We start from the raw sequence: 19,216 nt of genomic DNA on the forward strand, positions 1-19,216 counted from the left end.
TTGCCATGTGCAGCGCCAAGGCAGACCAGCCGCCCAGCGCGACGTGACGCATCCCTCATTGGATGCGATGAGCGGGGAGTCTAGGGGGTACTTGCAACGGGGCAACGAAACGTCCCGATCCGTGCACACACCGTTATCTGCGCAGGAAGTCGAGCACGCCCCGGGCAGAACTGTCGGTGTCGTGTGCAAAGCTCGCCTCGTGGTGGATCAGGGACGGCGGTTGCTGGACCGCGTGCTGGCGGGAGTACCCGCCGGGGAGTCACCTCTCACACACGCACGTGATCTGCCGTTGCGGCAGGCTGATCACGTGGAATGGCCCTCGTGGGCCGCTCCAGCGGTGGTGGCCGCGTTCACCGAGATCGGGGTGCGCGAGCCGTGGCGGCACCAGGTCGAGGCGGCCTCCCTGGCGTGGTCCGGATCACATGTCGTGCTCGCGACGGGCACCGCGTCCGGCAAGTCGCTCGCCTACCAACTTCCCGTGCTTTCCACTCTTTTGGCGGACACGAAGGCCACTGCGCTGTACCTGTCACCGACCAAAGCCCTTGGCGCGGACCAGCTCCGCGCGCTCGACGAGCTCGGGATCAAAGGGGTCCGCGCGGCGGCCTACGACGGTGACACCCCGATGGCCGAACGCGACTGGGTGAAGGCGCACGCGAACTGGGTGTTCACCAACCCGGACATGCTGCACCGCGGAATCCTGCCGCAGCACCCGAAATGGCTGCGGTTCTTCCGCCGGCTGAAGTACGTGGTGATCGACGAGTGCCATTCCTACCGCGGTGTTTTCGGTTCGCACGTCGCGTTGTTGATGCGGAGGCTGCGCCGAATCGCGCGGAAGTACGGCGCGAATCCGATCTTCGTGCTGGCATCGGCCACTGTGGCTGATCCTTCCGCTTCCGCGGAAAGGCTGCTCGGGGTGCCGGTTTCCGCCGTGGTGGACGACTTCTCGCCACGCGCCTCGCGGACCGTCGCGTTGTGGGAACCACCGCTGACATCTCTGGAGGGCGAGAACGGTGCGCCCGTGCGCCGCTCGGCCGGTGCGGAGACGTCGCGGATCCTCGCCGATCTCGTGGTCGAGGGTGCGCGTTCGCTCGCCTTCGTGCGGTCGCGGCGCGGCGCGGAGCTGACCGCGCTCGGCACCCAGCGAATTCTGTCCGAAGTGGACAGTGAGCTGCCCGGACGGGTCGCCGCGTACCGGGGCGGGTTCCTGCCGGAGGAGCGGCGGGCGCTGGAGAAGTCCCTGTCCACCGGCGACCTGCTCGGCGTGGCCACCACGAACGCGCTGGAGCTGGGCGTCGACATCGCCGGGCTGGACGCGGTGGTGGTCGCCGGCTTCCCCGGCACGCTGGCGTCGTTCTGGCAGCAGGCGGGCCGGGCCGGGCGGTCCGGCGACAGTGCTCTAGTGGTGTTCGTGGCGCGTGACGACCCGTTGGACACCTACCTGGTGCACAACCCGGCCGCGGTGCTCGACCGTCCGGTCGAGGCGACCGTGCTGGATCCGATGAACCCCTATGTCCTCGGCCCGCAGCTGGCGTGCGCCGCGGCCGAGATGCCGTTGACCCACGCCTGCCTGGACGACTTCGGCGGCCCGCTGGCCGAGGCCGTGCTGGCCGAGCTGGTGGCGGAGAAGCTGCTGCGCAAACGCCCTGCCGGCTGGTACTGGGCGTCGCACGACCGCCCGCACGCCGGCGTGGACATCCGCGGCTCCGGCGGTGACCAGGTGGCCGTCGTGGAGGCCGACTCCGGCCGCATGCTCGGCACGGTCGACCCCGGATCCGCCTGCTGGCAGGTGCACCCCGGTGCCGTCTACCTGCACCAGGGGCGGGCGTACGTGGTCGACGAGCTCGACCTGGACAACGGTCTCGCGATGGTGCACCGCGAAGACCCGGAGTGGACGACGCAACCGCGCGACTGCGTGGACATCACGGTGGTGCAGGAGATCGAGCGCACCGACTTCGACGGCGTGTCGGTGTGCCTGGGCGAGGTCGAGGTGACCACGCAGGTCGTCGGTTACCTGCGCCGGCTGCCGTCCGGTGTGGTGCTGGACCAGATCCCGCTGGACCTGCCCGAGCAGACGCTGCAGACCCGTGCCGTCTGGTACACGGTCGACGAGTCGTTGCTGGTCGCCGCAGGTGTTGAGGGCAAACGGATCCCCGGCGCACTGCACGCCGCCGAGCACGCGGCGATCGGTCTGCTGCCGCTGTTCGCGACGTGCGACCGGTGGGACATCGGCGGCGTGTCCACGGCCGTGCATCCGGACACCGGTATGCCGACGGTCTTCGTGCACGACGGTCATCCGGGCGGCGCGGGCTTCGCGGACCGGGGCTTCGAGGCGTTGCGCGCCTGGCTCTCGGCGACGCGATCGGCGATCAGCTCCTGCTCGTGCCCGATGGGCTGCCCGTCGTGCGTGCAGTCGCCGAAGTGCGGCAACGGCAACGACCCGCTGGACAAGGCCGGCGCCGTGCTCGTGCTGGACGTGGTGCTGGGCAAAATCGCCTGATCGCCGGCTTTCCCTGCAACTCGCCGCACACCCGCTGGTTGAAAATGCTCGATCAGCGGTGGCACCCGCTGATCGAGCAGGTCATCGGAGACCGGGACCTCGGCTTCAACGCCGACGCGGCCCGCGTCCGGGAAGCACAGCTTTCGTGGGCGCGGCGCCTGGGCTCACGGGTACTCAGGCGCCGCGCTCTCCACGTGCCGAACACTGTGTTCCCGCCTGCTACCGCTTGGCGACCGGATCCCTCGGAACATCGGTGGAATCAGGTTGTTCGTCACGACAGGACACGCGGGAGGCGACGGTGTCGACTGTCTTGGGACGAACTCCGGGGAGGAGCCGGCTTCACCGACCGCGGCAGAGCTGGCGCCCTGCCACTAACGTTCCTCGGCCCGGTCGTTCTTCGCGGGAGGCTGTCCTTCGGGGTGCGTGTTCGGCTTTTTCGCCCGTTCCTCCGTGGCCCCCGAAGTGCGGGGTACGAGGGCCGATCATCGGATCGGGCTGGGGTTGGAACGGCCGTGCAGGGCATCGCCTTCGGGGTTGTCGGGGAGAGTCCACGACGACACCCAGCACGGCCGGGCTTGTTCAGTTGTGCGTCAGACGGTTTCGAGCTGGTAGCCGGCCGGGGCGTGCAGCGCCTCGACCAGTGCGTCCTGCACGACGTGCGCGTCCGGCAAGTTCCAGCCGCAGATCGACGGCTTGACCCGCCAGTGCACGACGCCGTGCGCCATCGGGGTGGGCGGGAGCGGGATGTACTCGCCCTTGGCGTAGTGGTGCACGTCCGCGTTGTTGGCCAGCTCGGTGTTGAGCTTCGAGCCGGACTTCACGAGGAACATCCACCGGCCGGACGGGGTCGCGGCGATCGGCACGGGAACACCGATCGACCGCAGTGCCACGGCCGCGCGGCGGCCGAGGTCGGTGCCGACCTCGATCGCGTCCACCACGTGGCCGGTGGCGACGAGAAGGCTGTAGGAGCGACCGGTCCACCACGTGGCGACCTGGTCGGGACGCGTGCCGATGCGGTCCACCCAGTCGCGGTGCACGGGGATGGGGCCGTGGAGCTCCAGCCCGCTGCGACCCGCCCACTGGGTGACACCCTGCTCGGAACCGGCCGGATAGGTGCCGGGCAGCACGGGCCAACCGCGGTACGCGAGGCTGACGGCCTCGGCACGCAGTTCGATGCGGAAGGCCCCGCGCCAGCTATCCGACCAATCCATCTTCCTTCGCCTTCTTCCTAGGCTCTGACTCGACATCGAGGTGGTGTCGGTTTTCGTAGGACACCCGCTCGGTGCCGCCACTACAACTAACGACACCCGCCCCTGGCTTGGTAACCCCCGCCGCGACAACTGGTAGCTACGGGACGGCGAACGCCCCTTGCGAGAAAGAGCCACTGAACTCCGCGCGTTTAGTTCGATCACCGTTCAGCATGTCCGGGCGCCGGTGTGAGTCCGCTCACCGCTGGAAGGCGACCGCTCGTCGCGCTCCAAACGCTTTGATCTTCGGCCGGACCTGCCCTCGACCGTGCGTTCACCGGGCCGAACGGCGTAGCAGCCGACACCTGCACAACCACCTCCCAACCGCTCACCGAGCAGCTTCGGAGCACGGACCTGTTGCTCTCGGCTACGCGTTTTGCCTGCTCACAAGCGATTTCGTCACCATCGGGCACGCTCGCCGCACCGGCGAGCGCCGCCAGATCGGCCGCACCGGTCACCCGATGCCGCACGACGAGCGCCGCACCGATCTGCGCACCGGTGATCGTCACGATGATCAGCAACAACATCGCCACCACGCCGCTCACCGCAGCCGAACCGCACTCATCACCAGGCGCTTCACCGTTCATCGCGGCTCCACGACGGCGAACGCCTCGGCGCTGAGCGGCACGCCCAGCGGTCCGCGTTTGGTCACGACGACCCGCACGGCGTCGCCTTCCTCCCGGAACGCGACACTCGCTCCGGGCAGGATCTGCCCGACCGAGTCCTCACCACGTTGCCGCTCACCGCGCGCCGTGAGCCGCGCGGCCTCTCTCGCCGCGTCGGTGCACCGCATCTGTTCGATGACCGCCGTCAGCCCGGCAGCCGCAAATCCCATGACCACCAGCAGCGCGCACACCGCGATGGCCGCCTCCACCGTGACCATGCCCCGGTCATCAGACCGAAGACAGCGCACGCTGTATCAGCCCTTGCAACTCGTGCTGCATCCAGTCACTGGAGAACAGCGCGTACAGCAACCCGGCGAGCGCGGCCACCGCCAGCGTCCCGATCGCGTACTCCACCGTGCTCATGCCGCTGTCGTCCTTCAGCAGTTCCATCTCTCGACGTCCTTTCATCTGAGGAATTGATCGGCCAGCCCCAGCACCACCGGCACCACGCCGAGGCACAGGAACGCCGGCAGGAAACACAGCGCCAGCGGTGCCGCCACCGCCACCGCGGCTCGTTGCGCCTTCGCCTCGGCCTGATCCGCGGCCTCGGCCCTGGTCCGCTCGGCCAGCTCGGCCGCCTGCCTGGCCAGCGCCGCCCCTGACCGCGCGGTCCTCCTCGCGGCCCGTGCGAGCGCGGCGGTCGCGGGCCGGCGCAGCGCGGACTCCCACGCGGCGACGGGATCCGCGCCGAGTGCGAGCAGTTCAGCCACCTGCCCCAGCTCTTCGATGCCGACCGCTCGAATCGCCGTCGCCACCGGCAACCCGGCCTTGAGGCAGGCCGCCATCAGGTCCAGCGCGGCGGCCCGTTCGAACGGACCGTCCGGCCCGGCGTCGTGCCGCGGCGGATCGTGCGTGGCCGGCCTGAGCCGGTCGACCGCCTTGCGCGGTACCGGCGCGACGAGGACCGCCAGCGCCAGGAGGAGGAACGTCACGGCCGCACCTCGGTGATCCGCTTCGTCCACCACAGCCCCGCGGCCAGGAACAACGCGCCCAGCACGAGCAGGAGCTGTCCTCCGGTGGTCGACATGAGGGTGTGCAGCGGCCTGGCACCGCTGAGCTCTCCGAGCAGCAGCCCGAACACCGGCAACCCCGCGAGCACCGCCGCACTCGCCCTCGGCCCTGCCATGCGTGCGTGCACCTGCCGTGCGAACGCCGCCCGCTGGTCGAGATCGCGTCGTGTCGCGTCCAGAACCTCGGCCAGTGCCACGCCGTGCTTCGCCGACACGTGCCACGCCTTGGCGAGCTGGTCCACGGCGGTGTCGAGGAGCGGCTGGCGGAGATCTCGAAGGGTGCGCTCGACGTCGCCGCCCAGTCGCGCGGTGGCCGCGGCCGCCTTCAACACCTCACCGGCGGGCGAGGGGGTGTCCTGGGCGGCGCCCTCGGCGGCAGCGGCGGGATGCGCACCCGCCCGCAGCTCGTCGACCACGCCGCCCAGACCGTTGCTGAGCGCTTCCGTTGCCGCTCTCAGCGCACGGTTCTGCCTGCCCTGCTTGATGATCCGGTAGATCACCGCAGTCAAAACCGCTGCGGCGACCAGCCCGCCGACGCCTGCGACGAAGTAGGTGATCACGACCGCCGCCGCAGGCCACAGCCATTGCGGCACAACGATTTCCCGCTTGCCTTCCGGCCTGAGCCTGCGGAGCGGCCTGAGCTGCGGCCACACCAGCAGGGCCGTCGCGAGGAGCAGAAGGCTCAGCACAGCAGCTCCTTCTCGTACCACCCGTGCGTTCTTGTCCAGATCGGACGAACCACGAGCCCGCTTTCTTTACGTGCGAACGCTCCGATCTCGTTGAGCACCCTCGCGCCGTTGTCCAGGCGTCGCATGTGGAGCACGAGCCGCACCGCCGCAGCCACCTGACTGTGCAGGGCTTGCCGGTCGAGCCCACCCAGCGCCCCCAGTGCCTCCAACCTCGCCGGCACCTCGGCCGGCGAGTTGGCGTGCAGGGTTCCGGCGCCACCTTCGTGCCCGGTGTTGAGCGACGTGAGCAGCTCGCGAACCTCAGCCCCGCGCACCTCACCGACCACGATCCGGTCGGGCCGCATCCTCAGCGCCTCCCGCACCAGGCCGCGGACGGTGATCTCGCCCGCGCCCTCGACGTTCGGCGGCCGCGCCACCAGCCGCACGAACTGCGGATGATCCGGATGCAGCTCGCCCGCGTCCTCCACGCACACGATGCGTTCGTTCGCGGGCACGCGCCCAAGCAGCGCCGACAGCAGCGACGTCTTGCCCGAACCGGTGCCGCCGACCACCAGGAACGCCATCCGCCGGCGGACGATGACGCTGAGCGCTTCGGCGATTTCCGCGTCGAAGGTGCCGAGCTCCTGAAGCGCCTTGAGATCGTGCGTCGCCGGCCGGAGCACGCGCAGGGACAGACAGGTGCTCTCCGCGATGGGTGGAAGCACCGCGTGCAGCCGAACCCCGCTGCCCGGCAACCACCCGTCGACGCACGGCGACGCGTCGTCGAGACGCCGCCCCGCCGCCACCGCCAGACGCTGGACGAGCCGGCGCACGGCGTCCTCGTCGGGAAAGGTGATGCCGGTGCGGCGCAGCCCTGCCGCGCCGTCGACCCACACCTGGTCCGGCGCGGTGACCAGGACGTCGGTGGTGCCGGGATCGGCGAGCAACGGGTCGAGCGGCCCAGTACCGCTGAACTCCTGCCGAAGAACTTGGAGCGCCTCCAAGACGTCCGAGTCGGCCAGCACCCCACCCGCCTCGGACCGAACCGCGTGCGCGACGACGGCGGCGGTCATCTCCACGTCCGCACCGGCCAGCCGATGACGGACGCGGTCGATCAGCGCGGCGGTCACGTCACGACCTCTGGCCCTCGGGCGTGCCGGCCGTAGGTGATCTCGCGGCCGGTCAGGCGGAGCCAGGTTTCGCGGCACCAGGCGAGGAAGCGGCTCATTCGTTCGGCTCCTTCGACTCCTTGAAGATGAACTGGGGCGGGAAGGGGCGGCCGTAGACGAAGAGGTTGCGCAGCATTCGCAACCAGATGCTCAGACGGGTCACGGGTGCGGTTCCTCTCGCTCGGAAGGGATCTCGGGCTGGGGCGGGACTGGTCTGCGGGACGGCCGCTTGGTGTTGCGGGTGGCGGGCTCGGCGGTGGCCGCGGCCGGATCAGCCGGTGGCTTGGCCTGGGCTCGGCGTGCCTTGGTGGTGCCTCGCGACGGCGGCATGGGTTCGGCATCGCCCTTCGCCGACAAATCCTCAGTCCCGCAACCGAACCTGCCGCGGACGACTGAGCCGATGGTGGCTCCCGGGACGCCCTTGGGTGGCTTGGCCTGTGAAGCGATCGCTCTGCGGCGGACGCAGGTAAGACACGTCACGGGTGCGATGCGTTCGGGACCCGGCGGGTCGCCGATGGCGGACGCTCGGGTGGTCGTCGCCAACTCCGCACGGCTCAGGTCGAGCTGTATAGCGGTCACCGCTCGGTTGACGCAGTCAGGGCATGCCCTGCGTGCGGCTTTTCTTGGACCAGAGGATCTGCGCTTGGCACCGGACGAGCCGCGATCGCCCGCGCGCCCACCACGGGCCACAGACATGACTTCGGCTGTACCAGGCGAACCGCGATCGCCAGCGGGTCGTCGGCGGATCGCAGGCGCAGGCTCGGCGGCAGGCTGCCGGGCGGGCACGGGCACCGGTTCGGCGGTGGTCGGCGCGGTGGGGTGTTGGCGGGTCATGGGCGCAGCTCCTTCAGCACTTGGCGGGCTGCGGTGGCCAGAGGGCCCTTGGCGTTGCGCGGGAAGCGGCCGCGCTCCACGGCGTCGGCGAGGCCTGGTTCCGGGCGCATCTGGGTGAGCAGCGGTACGCCGATCACGTCGGCCATCTCGGCGGGCTGCAGGTTGCCGGGTGACGGGCCGCGGACGACCAGGCGGAGGTTGCGGCCCTGGGTGAGAAGGCGGGAGGCCACTCGGGCGGCGGCTGCGGTGGCGCGGACCTCGGCCGGCACGACCAGGACGGTCAGGTCGGTGCGGTCCAGGGCGGCCGAGGCGGCGGCGGTCGGGTGGCGGGGCAGGTCGCACACCACGGTGCAGCCGGAGCGGCGGCCCGCGTCGAGGACCGCTGCCACGGCGGCGGGTTCCGGGTCCGGGCCGGTGCGGTCGCAGGCCAGGACGCTCAGGCTGCCCGCGGTGGGCAGGGCGGCGCGCAGGGCCGACATCGGGACTCTGCCGCCGCTGCAGTGGACGCCCGGCCAGCGGGCGCCCTCGTCGGACTCGGTGCCCAGGGCCAGGTCGATGCCGCCGCCGAGCGGGTCGCAGTCGACGAGCATCGCCTCGCCGCCGTCGGCCACCGCCTCGCGGCCGACGGCGATGGCGAGCATCGAGGCCCCGGAACCTCCTCGGCCGCCCACGAACGACACCACCCTGCCGCGGTCGGAGGGCGGTCCCTCGTCCACGTCGGTGAGAGCGCTCACCAGCAGGCGGCCTTCCAGCGGGAGCTCCAGGACGCCGTCGGCGCCGAGGGCCACGGCCGGGGCCCAGGGCGGGTCGCCGCCGTGGACGACCCAGACGCCGGAGCGGCGGGGGAAGTTCGCGTCCAGGCAGGCGGAGACCGCGGCCGGGTCGAGCAGGACGAGGGGCGCGCTGTGCCACTGCGAGCGCAGGGACGTCACGTCCGGGGCGCACGAGAGGCGGCAGTCCGCGGCGGCGGCCAGGCGGAGGACCTCGTCGAGGAGGTCCTGGTCCGTGAGCAGGGCGGTGGGGTGGGTCATGAGGTCCACGGTCGTTCGTCGTGATGAACGACACAACGGGCGAAGATCGAGATGTGGACAAATCGCCGGGTGTGGACAAGTCGCGATCTTGAGGCCCTGGAACGGCCGGGAGTGTCGGACCCTTGTGCGATGGTGAGGGGTTGGCGTCGGAAGCGGCGGAAAGAGCCGCAGAGGTCCAGTCGCGCCCGTCGGGAAACGGTGCCCGGATATGGGACGACCCCCGCCAGGGGGGAGGGACGGGGGTCGTCAATGGTTCAGTCCCGGGGGGTCGGACTGAACCCGTCCGTCGAACCGGACTCTCCTACTGTATCCCCATGCGCCAGTGCTGCGCGCAACTTCGGCAACAGCCGCGGGCCAAGTTTCGGTAACCGTGTCCCACAACGGTTTCGTACACAACCGAAATGCCGCCCGAACGGCCTACTGACGAGTACACCTAAGCTGAGCTACATGAGTCGGATCGCCGCCTTCTTCGACCTCGACAAGACCGTGATCGCGAAGTCGAGCACGCTGGCGTTCAGCCGTCCCTTCTTCCAGGAGGGGCTGATCAACCGCCGCGCGGTGTTGAAGAGCGCATACGCACAGCTCGTCTTCATGCTCGCCGGCGCGGACGCGGACCAGATGGACCGCATGCGCGCGCACATCACGGCACTGGCCGCCGGCTGGGACGTCGAGCAGATCCGCAGCATCGTCAGCGAGACGCTGCACGACATCGTCGATCCACTTGTCTACAAAGAGGCGACACAGTTGATCGCCGACCACAAGGCGGAGGGTCACGACGTCATCATCGTGAGCGCGTCCGGCGAGGAGCTCGTCGCGCCGATCGCCCAGATGATCGGGGCGGACTACAGCGTCGGAACCAGAATGGTGGTCCAGGACGGCCGCTACACCGGCGACGTCGACTTCTACTGCGCCGCCGACAACAAGGCCGTCGCCATCAAGCAGCTCGCCGCCGAGCACGGTTACGACCTCTCCAGGAGCTACGCCTACTCCGACAGCGTCACGGACCTGCCGATGCTCGAGGTCGTCGGCCACCCGACGGTCGTCAACCCCGACCGGGGCCTGCGCCGCACAGCCGCGCAGAAGGACTGGCCGGTGCTGCAGTTCTCCGACCCGGTGAGCCTGCGCTCCCGCATCCCCACCCCGTCGGGCAAGGCGGTCGCGGTCACGGCCATCAGCCTCGGTGCCGTGGCCGCCGCGGGAGCCGCCTGGTACGGCCTGCGACGCAAGCGCAACCGCGATTAGTCAAGCCCCGGAACCGCATTCGCACCCTTCGGGACGGATACCGGCGAGTAGCGGCAACGCGGCGCGCTCGTGGTGCCCGCGTGAGTGCACGCCACCGCCCTGGTGGCGGTACCGGAACACGAACAAACGCTCACAAATGCTGAAACGCCAGTACTTTCACTACTGAACGTGGCTTGAACGGTGCACCCGTCCGAGCCCTTGCCGTGACCTGGCCCACGCACTTAAATGGGTGGTGCGGACCTCGGGTCGGCCAGGGACCTGGCGAAGAGAAGCCAGACTCCACCCCGACAGGGCTCCGTGCGCGGACTTCGAGTACCCACGCGCAGCACGCCGCGGGAGGCTTGTCGTCTAGGGCCTGCGTACCGGGACGCCGGACGCCGAGGCCAGGGTTGTACGACACGAGTTGCACGCTTGGTAACTCGCAAGCCCGCGCTGTCGACGGGGCACCCTTTCGAGGGTGCCCCGTCTGCTTGTGCGGTCAAGAAGTACCGTCGAACGGCAGAATGTCCGCCCGTTGACCCACCACGCAGCCGTGAGTAACTTGCGAAATACGCCAGTTACCTGTGGGTACATCACCGGGAGGCACGGACAAGTGCGGAAGTTCGCCGCGTTGACGCTGGTCACGACCATGGTCGCCCTCACGCCGGTGGCGAGAGCGGACGCCTCGGTGACCACGTTGCGCGGGATGTCGCTGGAGGAGAAGGTCGGCCAGCTCTTCGTCACCTACGTCAACGGCCAGGCCGCCGACGTCCCGCACCCCAAGAACCAGACCGACTTCGGTGTCGCCACGCCCGCGCAGATGGTGCGCAAGTACCACCCCGGTGGCGTCATCTACTTCAACAACTCGAGCCGCGACAACATCGACACGCCCAAGCAGATCGCGCAGCTCTCCAACGGCCTGCAGAAGGCCAGCAAGATCCCGTTGCTCATCTCGACCGACCAGGAGATGGGCCTCGTCACGCGCATCGGCCCGCCGGCCACGCAGCTGCCGGGCAACATGGCCCTCGGCGCCGGCCGCAGCACCCAGGACGCGGAGGAGGCCGCCAGGATCACCGCGCAGGAGCTCCGCGCGATGGGCATCAACCAGAACTTCGCGCCGGACGCCGACGTCAACTCCAACCCGGCCAACCCGATCATCGGCGTGCGCAGCTTCGGAAGCGACCCGAAGCTCGCGGCCGACATGGTGAAGGCCCAGGTCACCGGCTACGAGGGGCGCCGCTGGTTCGACCCCGACTCGGTCACCTCGACCGCCAAGCACTTCCCCGGCCACGGCGACACGTCCGAGGACAGCCACACCAGCCTTCCGGTGTCGAACCGCAGCCTCGACCAGTGGCGGCAGATCGACGCGCCACCGTTCCAGGCCGCCATCGCCGCCAGGATCGACTCGATCATGACGGCGCACATCCAGGTGCCGCAGATCGACCCGTCCGGCAACCCGGCCACGCTGAGCCCGCGGGTCATCACCGGCCTGCTGCGCGAGGAGCTCAAGTACGACGGCGTCATCATCACCGACTCGCTGGAGATGGCAGGCGTCCGCAAGCTCCACTCCGACGCCGAGATCCCGGTCCTGGCCATCAAGGCTGGCGTCGACCAGCTGCTGATGCCGCCGAACCTCGGACTCGCGATCGACAGCGTGGTCAAGGCCGTCCGCAGCGGTGAGCTCTCCGAGCAGCGCATCGACGAGAGCGTGCTGCGCATCCTCAAGATGAAGCTCCTGCGCGGCGTCATGCTCAACGCCGAGGTCGACGTGAACAAGGTCGACCAGATCGTCGGCTCCAACGCCCAGGCCGCGCAGAAGATCGCCGACCGCACCGTCACCGCCGTCCGCAACGACGCCCAGGCCATCCCGCTCAACGCCACCGCCGCACTGGTCGTCGGCACCAGCGACGCCACGACGAGCGCCCTGGCCACCAGGATCAAGGCCGCGAAGGTCGTCACGGCGACGAGCCCCACGCCCGCGCAGACCCAGCAGGCACTGGCCGCCGCGGCGAACGCCGACAAGATCGTCGTGCTGACCAACAACCTCAGCACCAGGCCCGCGCAGCTCGACCTGCTCAACCAGCTCGTCGCCACCGGCAAACCGGTCATCGCGGTCGCCACCGGCAACCCGTACGACGTCGCCTACAGCAACGCCAAGACCTGGCTCGCCACCTACTCGACCACGACCGTCTCCGTCGAGGCACTCGCCAAGATCCTGCTCGGCGAGACGAAACCGCAGGGCAAGCTCCCGGTCGACGTGCCGGGCCCGACCCCCTACCCGTTCGGGCACGGGCTGACGTGGTGAGACGACGGCAGTTCCTCGCGGCAAGCGCACTGTCCGTCCCACTCGTCACGACCGGCACCGCCAACGCGGCCCGCAGGCTCAGCACCGGCGCCGAACAGCTCGCCGGCGACGGCTGGCGCAAGCTCAAGGGCCGCAAGGTCGGCGTGCTCACGAACCCGACCGGCGTCCTCGAAGACCAGACCCACATCGTCGACTCGATGGTGGCGCACAACGCCAAACCGGCAGCCGTGTTCGGTCCGGAACACGGTTTCCGCGGCACGGCCCAGGCCGGCGGCTCCGAGGGCGACTACGCCGACCCGCGCACCGGCATCCCGGTGTACGACGCGTACGGCGCCACCGCCACCAAGCTCCAGGCGATGTTCGCCAAGGCGGGCATCGACACGGTCGTCTTCGACATCGCCGACGTCGGCGCACGCTTCTACACCTACATCTGGTCGATGTACACGGCGATGCAGGCCGCGCCGAACCTGGACTTCGTCGTCCTCGACCGGCCGAACCCCATCGGCGGCAAGGCGAACGGCCCGCAGCTCGACCCCGCCTACGCCAGCGGAGTGGGCCTGAAGCCGATCGTCCAGCAGCACGGCATGACCGTCGGCGAACTCGCCAGGTTCTTCAAGGGCGAGTTCGGTCTCACCACAAAACTCGAAGTCGTCAACGTCAGGGGCTGGCGGAGTGACCAGCTCGACACCGGCCTGCCGTGGGTCCCGCCGAGCCCGAACATGCCCACCCAGGACACCGCGCTCGTCTACCCCGGCACGTGCCTGTTCGAAGGCACCGCGCTCTCGGAAGGCCGCGGCACCACCCGCCCGTTCGAAACCGTTGGCGCACCAGGAATCGACTGGCGCTGGGCCGAACAACTCAACGCTCTCGGCCTGACGGGCGTGCGGTTCCGCGAGACGTACTTCGCGCCGACGTTCAACAAGTTCCAGGGCAAGACCTGCGGCGGTGTCACCCTGCACGTGACCGATGCCGCCGAGTTCGACGCGATCAGGACCGCCGTGGCCATGCTGATCACCGCGAAGTCGTCGTACCCCGGTGTGTTCGCGTGGCGACCCGACAACTGGATCGACAAGCTCAGCGGCTCCGACCGGCTCCGCACGATGATCGACGCCGGGGCACCCCTGGACGAGGTCGTCGGCGCGTGGCAGCGGGAGCTGCAGCAGTTCCGCCGCACCCGCCTGCCCTACCTGCGCTACCGGTGAGGACGTCATGCTCATCCCTGCACTGGCCGTCGCGGTCGTGACGGCCGTGATCCCCGGTCACTTCGACCAGCCCCAGGACGGGTTCGCGCACCCGTGGACGACCCTGCGCGAGTCCAACCCGTACTGGGCCAACCTCGACCCCGAGCCCATCAACGCTGCCCTGCGTCAGCTGCGCGACTTCCAGAAACCGCAGGCCAACGGCAAACCGATGTTCGCCGGTGCCGTCACGGTGCTCGTGCACGACGGCAAGATCGTCACGCACGACCGCACGGGTTACGCCGTTCTGTACAAGGACCAGGAAACCCAGCTGCCGGAAGAAGAACGCGTCCCGATGCAGAAGGACACGATCTTCGACCTCGCCTCGGTCTCCAAGCTCTTCACGTCGATCGCGGTGATCCAGCAGGTCGAGCAGGGCCGGGTGGACATCGACGAGAAGGTCGCCACGTACCTGCCCGAGTTCGGCGTGAACGGCAAGGAGAACATCACCGTCAAGCAGCTCCTCACACACACGAGCGGCCTCGAACCGTTCATCCCGTTGTGGAAGCTGTACCCGGACATCCCGTCCCGCATCAAAGCCGTGATGAACGTGAAACCGAAGTCCACGCCCGGCACGACCTACGTCTACTCCGACCTGAACCTGATCACGCTCGGCGAGCTGGTCCACCGGGTCAGCGGCAAACCCCTCGACCAGGCGGTCCGGGACGGCATCACCAAGCCGCTCAACATGAAGGACACCGGCTACAACCCGAAGGCCAAGAATCGAACGGCCGCCACGGAGTTCCAGACCGCGCCACCACGCGGCATGGTCCGCGGCGAGGTGCACGACGAGAACGCGTGGTCCCTCGGCGGAGTCGCGGGCCACGCGGGTGTCTTCGGCACGGCCAAGGATCTCGCGATCCTCGGCCAGACGATCCTCAACGGCGGCACGTACGGCGGCCACCGGATCCTCACCGAGCACTCCGTCGAGCTGATGCTCACCAACTTCAACCCGCAGTTCCCCGACGACGCGCACGGCCTCGGTTTCGAGCTGAACCAGCGCTGGTACATGGGCGGGCTGAGCGGTCCGGGCACCGCGGGCCACACCGGCTACACCGGCACGTCACTGGTGATCGACAAGGCTTCGCGGTCGATCGCGATCCTGCTGACCAACCGCGTGCACCCGTCCCGCGACTGGGGCAGCATCAACCCCGCCCGCCGTGCCGTCACCGACGGACTGGCGGGCGCGCTCGCCGTCCAGTCGAGCGGAAGGCAGTGGCGCGCAACGACTTCCGGCGGCACCCTCGTCGCGGAACGGCCGGTCGAGGTCTTCGTCGACGTCGACAAGGGCGACAAGCTGACCGTTCAGCGCTGGGACGGCACGCAGTGGCGGGACGTCCGCACGATCACCACCACTGAACGCCGATGGGTCGCCACGGAGCAGACGAAGACGCGGTTCGTCTACACCAAGGCAGGTCAGTACAACGGCCGTGGCGTCTACGTGCACGCACGCGGCGATGTCACGGCCGAGGGCTGGTCACTGGCACGCCGCTAACACCTCGGTGAAGAACGGGAGCGCCCGTGGGAACGCGGGCGCTCCGAAGCTCATCACGATCCCGCGCCGGTCGTCGTCGCTCAGCTCGTGCCGGAACCACGAGAGAGGACTGACCTCGATCCCACGTTCGCGCGCCATCCGCACGATGGCCTCTTCGTGCGGTGTGTCGAGCACGGCGTGCATACCAGCCGCGATGCCCGACACCTCGGCATAGGGCGAGACGGCCTCGACCAGCCGATCGCGCCGTCGTTGGTACTTCAACCGCATGCGCCGCACATGGCTGTCGTACGCGCCTGACGCGAGAAAGTCCGCCAACGTCAGCTGGTCCAGCATGCTGATGTACTGCTCCCGATCGGTCTTCAACGCCAGAACCGGGTCCACGAACCGGTCCGGCAACACCATCCACGCGATCCGCAACGCCGGCGACAACGCCTTGCTGGACGTGCCCAAGTAAGCCACGTGCTCCGGATCAAGCCCCTGCACGGCCCCGACCGGTTGCCGGTCGTAGCGGAACTCGCCGTCGTAGTCGTCCTCCAGCACAAGGCCGCCCACGCGCCGTGCCCACTCCACCGCCGACGCGCGACGCCTTGGATGCAGAGGGCCGCCCAACGGGAACTGGTGCGCCGGCGTCAACACGACCGCACGCCGGTCGTCGGGCAACTGTTCGGTGTTCGCGCCGTGGTCGTCCACCGGCAGCGGCACCGTCGACTTCCACAGCGACCGGTGGAACCGCAGCCCGTACTCCTCGACGACGATCGGCGGCTTGAGCAGCCGGTTGAACATCCGGACGGCGTCGGCGAACCCCGAGCACACCACGATCCGTTCGGGATCGGCCCGCACACCCCGAGCCCGCGCCAGGTACTCCGCCAACGCCGTGCGCAGCTCGATCCGTCCCTGCGGGTCACCGGGCCCGAACGCCTCCGACGGCGCCGCCATCAGCGCCCGCCGGGTCGAGCGAACCCACTCCGTGCGCGGGAACTCGGTGATGTCCGGCGTGGAGACCGTCAGGTCGAACCGCACGTCCGGCTCCGCGGTCCGGCGGGTGACCGGTGGAGGCGGCGCGACCCGTTGCGCCACCACGGTTCCGGAACCCTGCCGGGCGGTCAGCCAGCCTTCGGCGACGAGCTCCGCGTACGCCTCGGCGACGGTGTTGCGCGCGATCCCGAGGTCGGCGGCGAGCGAGCGCGAGGCCGGCAGCCGCGTCCCCGCGGGCAGCCGCGCCGATCGGACCGCCTCCCGCAGCGACGCCGTCAACCGCTGCCGCAGGCCACCCGGACCGGACAGGTCCAGGTGGAAGTCGAGATTGGCCCACGATTCCACGATCGAATTGCACCACGACCAGGGCCAATCCGCGGCATAGGTTTGTTCACATGACGAACCGCATCGACCTCGCCAAGAAGGCCCCGAAGGTCTACCGCGCCATGATCGCCCTCGACGCCGCCGCCCGTGAGGGCCTCGACGAGCAGCTGGCCGAGCTCGTGCGCATCCGCGCCTCCCAGCTGAACCACTGCGCCTACTGCCTCAACATGCACACCGTCGACGCCAGGAAGGGCGGCGAGTCCGAGGCGCGCATCTACCTCCTCAACGCGTGGGAGGAGGCCGGCGACCTCTACACCGAGAAGGAGCAGGCGGCGCTGCGCCTCACCGAGGCCATCACCGTGCTGAGCAGCCACGAGTACGTCAGCGACGAGGTCTACGAGCAGGCCGCGAAGCACTTCGGCGAGGAGGAGCTCGCCCAGCTCATCGCGTTGATCTTCACCATCAACTCGTGGAACCGGATCGCGGTGTCCACGCGGAAGAAGCCCGACGTTCGGTGACCTTCCGCCGACACGCCGCCGCGCATTCGAGCCGATGGGGTGACTTTGGGACACAGTTGGGGTGAGTTCCGCCCACACTCCGTTGACCCTCGGAGTGACGGTTAGTAAGTTTCCCACGTGTCCACTGAGAGCAGTGCCGAGTCCAGTCCACTGGTGAAGATCCGGTCGTTGCTGCCGGGCCTCGCGCGCGCCGAACAGCGCGTCGCCAAGGTGGTGCTGGAGAACCCGGCGACGGTCGCGCACCGCAGCATCACCGAGGTCGCCGAGCAGGCCGGCACGAGTGAGACCACGGTGACGCGGTTCTGCAAGGCCATCGGCGTCGGCGGGTACCCGGAGCTGCGCATCGCGCTCGCCGCCGACACCGCGCGCAGTCAGGCCAGGGCCAACCACGACATGGGCGGCGACATCGGCCCGGGAGACGACCTCAAGCAGGTCGTCGGCAAGGTCGCGTTCGCCGACGCCCGCGCCGTCGAGGAGACCGCGGAGCAGCTCGACGTCGAGTCGCTCGCCAAGGTCGTCCAGGCGGTCGCGGGCGCCCGCCGGGTGGACGTCTACGGCTTCGGCGCGAGCGCTTTCGTCGCGTTCGACCTGCAGCAGAAGCTGCACCGCATCGGCCGCACCTGCTTCGCGTGGAACGACACGCACATCGCGTTGACCTCCGCCGCCGTGCTGACCGGCGAGGACGTCGCCGTCGGCATCTCGCACACCGGCTCGACCGTGGAGACGGTCGAGGCGCTGCGCGTGGCCAAGGACGCCGGCGCCACCACCGTCGCGCTGACGAACTTCCCGCGCTCGCCGATCACCGAGGTCGCCGACCTCGTGCTGACCACGGCCGCGCGCGAGACCACGTTCCGCTCCGGCGCGATGGCGAGCCGCATCGCGCAGCTGACCGTGATCGACTGCCTGTTCATCGGTGTCGCCCAGCACCACGTCGACACCGCGAAGACGGCGCTGGAGGCGACCTACGAAGCGGTGTCCGGTCACCGGCTGGGCGCGAGACCAGACGGCCGCCGGCGGCCGCGGGAGACGACTAAATGATCTCCCCCCGGAACGGTGTGGTGGTGCGCGTGGAATCTCCGACCGAGCAGCGGAACCCTCGCACGACGGACATCGACCGGGTCTCCACGATCGACGTGCTGCGCATGATCAACGACGAGGACCGCACGGTCCCGGCGGCGGTCGCCGCGGCACTGCCGGAGCTGGCCCGCGCGGTCGACCTCGGCGTCACCGCGATCATGTCCGGCGGCCGCGTGCACTACGTCGGCGCCGGCACGTCCGGGCGGCTCGCGACGCTGGACGCCGCCGAGCTGGTGCCCACGTTCAACGTCCCTCCCGACTGGTTCGTCGCCCACCACGCGGGCGGCTCCGAGGCGCTCGTCCGCGCGGTCGAGGAGGTCGAGGACCACTCCGGCGCGGCCCAGATCCGCCGCTCGGCGACCGCGAAAGACCTGGTCGTGGGAGTGACGGCGTCCGGGCGCACGCCGTTCGTGATCGGCGCGCTGGAAGAGGCGCAAGCGCTTGGCGCCCACACGGTGCTGGTGTCGAACAACGCCTCGGTGCCGATCACGCCGGACGTCCTGGTCGCGCTCGACACCGGCCCGGAGGCCATCGCCGGGTCGACCAGGATGAAGGCGGGGTCGGCGCAGAAGCTGGTGCTGACGTCGTTCTCGACGGCGGTGATGGTCAAACTCGGCCGCACCTACTCGAACCTGATGGTCAGCATGCGGGCGACGAACGCGAAGCTGCGCGGCCGGACGATCCGGATCCTGCACGAGGCCACCGGGCTGGCCGAGAACGACTGCGCGCAGGCGCTGGCCGACGCGGCCGGCGACCTCAAGGTGGCGCTGGTGCACCTGCTGTCGGGTGTGCCGACCGAACGTGCGGCCGCCGCCCTGGAGGACACGAAGGGCCACGTCCGCAACGCGCTGAACCGCCTAGCCGGCTGATTCCCCCGCTTCTCCGACCGCACGCGGGGACCTTTCGTACTGCAGGAGAGTACGAAAGGTCCCCGCGTGCCGT

The 19,216-nt window shown here is 69.6% G+C and carries 17 protein-coding genes; 8 read left to right on the forward strand and 9 right to left on the reverse strand.

Going from position 1 to position 19,216, the window contains the following annotated elements:
* Positions 1-181: 181 nt before the first annotated feature.
* Positions 182-2,497 carry a DEAD/DEAH box helicase gene (locus ACWEIJ_RS33120; protein WP_449841174.1) on the forward strand — a complete coding sequence of 772 codons (2,316 nt, stop codon included), beginning with the start codon at positions 182-184 and terminating at the stop codon, positions 2,495-2,497.
* Positions 2,498-3,087: 590 nt separating this feature from the next.
* Here the strand turns inward: ACWEIJ_RS33120 and ACWEIJ_RS33125 are convergent.
* The 8 genes from ACWEIJ_RS33125 to ssd form a co-directional block, all read right to left on the reverse strand.
* Positions 3,088-3,708 carry a bifunctional DNA primase/polymerase gene (locus tag ACWEIJ_RS33125; RefSeq protein WP_355433904.1) on the reverse strand — a complete coding sequence of 207 codons (621 nt, stop codon included), beginning with the start codon at positions 3,706-3,708 and terminating at the stop codon, positions 3,088-3,090.
* Between the two features lie 197 nt (positions 3,709-3,905).
* On the reverse strand, positions 3,906-4,331 hold the full coding sequence (locus tag ACWEIJ_RS33130) for an Rv3654c family TadE-like protein (RefSeq protein WP_449841175.1): 426 nt from the start codon (positions 4,329-4,331) through the stop codon (positions 3,906-3,908).
* Entirely contained in the window at positions 4,328-4,627 is a 300-nt protein-coding gene (locus ACWEIJ_RS33135; RefSeq protein ID WP_449841176.1) for a TadE family type IV pilus minor pilin, read from the reverse strand. The genes ACWEIJ_RS33130 and ACWEIJ_RS33135 overlap by 4 nt, the downstream gene beginning before the upstream one ends.
* 10 nt (positions 4,628-4,637) lie before the next feature.
* Positions 4,638-4,799: a DUF4244 domain-containing protein gene (locus ACWEIJ_RS33140; protein ID WP_355433909.1), complete on the reverse strand. Its 162-nt coding sequence runs from the start codon at positions 4,797-4,799 to the stop codon at positions 4,638-4,640.
* 14 nt (positions 4,800-4,813) lie between these two features.
* Positions 4,814-5,341, reverse strand: coding sequence for a type II secretion system F family protein (locus ACWEIJ_RS33145; protein WP_449841177.1), 528 nt, complete (start codon positions 5,339-5,341; stop codon positions 4,814-4,816).
* Positions 5,338-6,108 (reverse strand): type II secretion system F family protein, encoded by a 771-nt coding sequence (locus tag ACWEIJ_RS33150; RefSeq protein ID WP_449841178.1) that lies wholly within the window; start codon positions 6,106-6,108, stop codon positions 5,338-5,340. The genes ACWEIJ_RS33145 and ACWEIJ_RS33150 overlap by 4 nt, the downstream gene beginning before the upstream one ends.
* Positions 6,102-7,217: a TadA family conjugal transfer-associated ATPase gene (locus ACWEIJ_RS33155; protein WP_449841179.1), complete on the reverse strand. Its 1,116-nt coding sequence runs from the start codon at positions 7,215-7,217 to the stop codon at positions 6,102-6,104. Before ACWEIJ_RS33155 ends, ACWEIJ_RS33150 begins: the two co-directional genes overlap by 7 nt.
* Positions 7,218-8,086: 869 nt before the next feature.
* Positions 8,087-9,121 (reverse strand): septum site-determining protein Ssd, encoded by a 1,035-nt coding sequence (gene ssd, locus ACWEIJ_RS33160; protein ID WP_449841180.1) that lies wholly within the window; start codon positions 9,119-9,121, stop codon positions 8,087-8,089.
* Positions 9,122-9,568: 447 nt separating this feature from the next.
* Here ssd and ACWEIJ_RS33165 point away from each other — a divergent pair, with 447 nt between their 5' ends.
* The 4 genes from ACWEIJ_RS33165 (at position 9,569) to ACWEIJ_RS33180 (ending at position 15,380) form a co-directional block, all read left to right on the forward strand.
* The gene (locus ACWEIJ_RS33165) at positions 9,569-10,363 is read left to right on the forward strand and encodes an HAD-IB family hydrolase (protein WP_449841181.1); all 795 of its coding nucleotides are present in this window, start codon (positions 9,569-9,571) and stop codon (positions 10,361-10,363) included.
* Positions 10,364-10,991: 628 nt separating this feature from the next.
* Positions 10,992-12,647: a glycoside hydrolase family 3 N-terminal domain-containing protein gene (locus ACWEIJ_RS33170; protein WP_449841205.1), complete on the forward strand. Its 1,656-nt coding sequence runs from the start codon at positions 10,992-10,994 to the stop codon at positions 12,645-12,647.
* Positions 12,644-13,849 carry an exo-beta-N-acetylmuramidase NamZ family protein gene (locus ACWEIJ_RS33175; protein WP_449841182.1) on the forward strand — a complete coding sequence of 402 codons (1,206 nt, stop codon included), beginning with the start codon at positions 12,644-12,646 and terminating at the stop codon, positions 13,847-13,849. Before ACWEIJ_RS33170 ends, ACWEIJ_RS33175 begins: the two co-directional genes overlap by 4 nt.
* Before the next feature lie 7 nt (positions 13,850-13,856).
* Positions 13,857-15,380 carry a serine hydrolase domain-containing protein gene (locus ACWEIJ_RS33180; RefSeq protein ID WP_449841183.1) on the forward strand — a complete coding sequence of 508 codons (1,524 nt, stop codon included), beginning with the start codon at positions 13,857-13,859 and terminating at the stop codon, positions 15,378-15,380.
* Here ACWEIJ_RS33180 and pdxR read toward each other — a convergent pair.
* Positions 15,363-16,700, reverse strand: a complete 1,338-nt coding sequence (gene pdxR, locus ACWEIJ_RS33185; protein WP_449841184.1) for a MocR-like pyridoxine biosynthesis transcription factor PdxR — start codon at positions 16,698-16,700, stop codon at positions 15,363-15,365. The two genes, ACWEIJ_RS33180 and pdxR, sit on opposite strands and share 18 nt — an antisense overlap.
* A gap of 50 nt (positions 16,701-16,750) precedes the next feature.
* Here pdxR and ACWEIJ_RS33190 point away from each other — a divergent pair, with 50 nt between their 5' ends.
* The 3 genes from ACWEIJ_RS33190 (at position 16,751) to ACWEIJ_RS33200 (ending at position 19,143) form a co-directional block, all read left to right on the forward strand.
* Positions 16,751-17,197 carry a carboxymuconolactone decarboxylase family protein gene (locus ACWEIJ_RS33190; RefSeq protein WP_449841185.1) on the forward strand — a complete coding sequence of 149 codons (447 nt, stop codon included), beginning with the start codon at positions 16,751-16,753 and terminating at the stop codon, positions 17,195-17,197.
* Between the two features lie 117 nt (positions 17,198-17,314).
* A complete protein-coding gene (locus ACWEIJ_RS33195; RefSeq protein WP_449841186.1) occupies positions 17,315-18,235 on the forward strand; it encodes a MurR/RpiR family transcriptional regulator in 921 nt (306 codons plus the stop codon).
* Complete coding sequence (locus ACWEIJ_RS33200) at positions 18,232-19,143, forward strand: N-acetylmuramic acid 6-phosphate etherase (protein WP_449841187.1); 912 nt, start codon at positions 18,232-18,234, stop codon at positions 19,141-19,143. The genes ACWEIJ_RS33195 and ACWEIJ_RS33200 overlap by 4 nt, the downstream gene beginning before the upstream one ends.
* The last annotated feature ends 73 nt before the right edge of the window (positions 19,144-19,216 follow it).

It is taken from the genome of Lentzea sp. NPDC004789 (genome assembly GCF_053601075.1).

Coding starts and splice junctions, on each gene's coding strand:
- ACWEIJ_RS33125 (WP_355433904.1), bottom strand. CDS start 3,708: ATGGATTGGTCGGATAGCTGGCGCGGGGCCTTCCGCATCGAACTGCGT.
- ACWEIJ_RS33130 (WP_449841175.1), bottom strand. CDS start 4,331: ATGAACGGTGAAGCGCCTGGTGATGAGTGCGGTTCGGCTGCGGTGAGC.
- ACWEIJ_RS33135 (WP_449841176.1), bottom strand. CDS start 4,627: ATGGTCACGGTGGAGGCGGCCATCGCGGTGTGCGCGCTGCTGGTGGTC.
- ACWEIJ_RS33140 (WP_355433909.1), bottom strand. CDS start 4,799: ATGGAACTGCTGAAGGACGACAGCGGCATGAGCACGGTGGAGTACGCG.
- ssd (WP_449841180.1), bottom strand. CDS start 9,121: ATGACCCACCCCACCGCCCTGCTCACGGACCAGGACCTCCTCGACGAG.
- ACWEIJ_RS33165 (WP_449841181.1), top strand. CDS start 9,569: ATGAGTCGGATCGCCGCCTTCTTCGACCTCGACAAGACCGTGATCGCG.
- ACWEIJ_RS33170 (WP_449841205.1), top strand. CDS start 10,992: ATGGTCGCCCTCACGCCGGTGGCGAGAGCGGACGCCTCGGTGACCACG.
- ACWEIJ_RS33180 (WP_449841183.1), top strand. CDS start 13,857: ATGCTCATCCCTGCACTGGCCGTCGCGGTCGTGACGGCCGTGATCCCC.
- ACWEIJ_RS33190 (WP_449841185.1), top strand. CDS start 16,751: ATGACGAACCGCATCGACCTCGCCAAGAAGGCCCCGAAGGTCTACCGC.
- ACWEIJ_RS33200 (WP_449841187.1), top strand. CDS start 18,232: ATGATCTCCCCCCGGAACGGTGTGGTGGTGCGCGTGGAATCTCCGACC.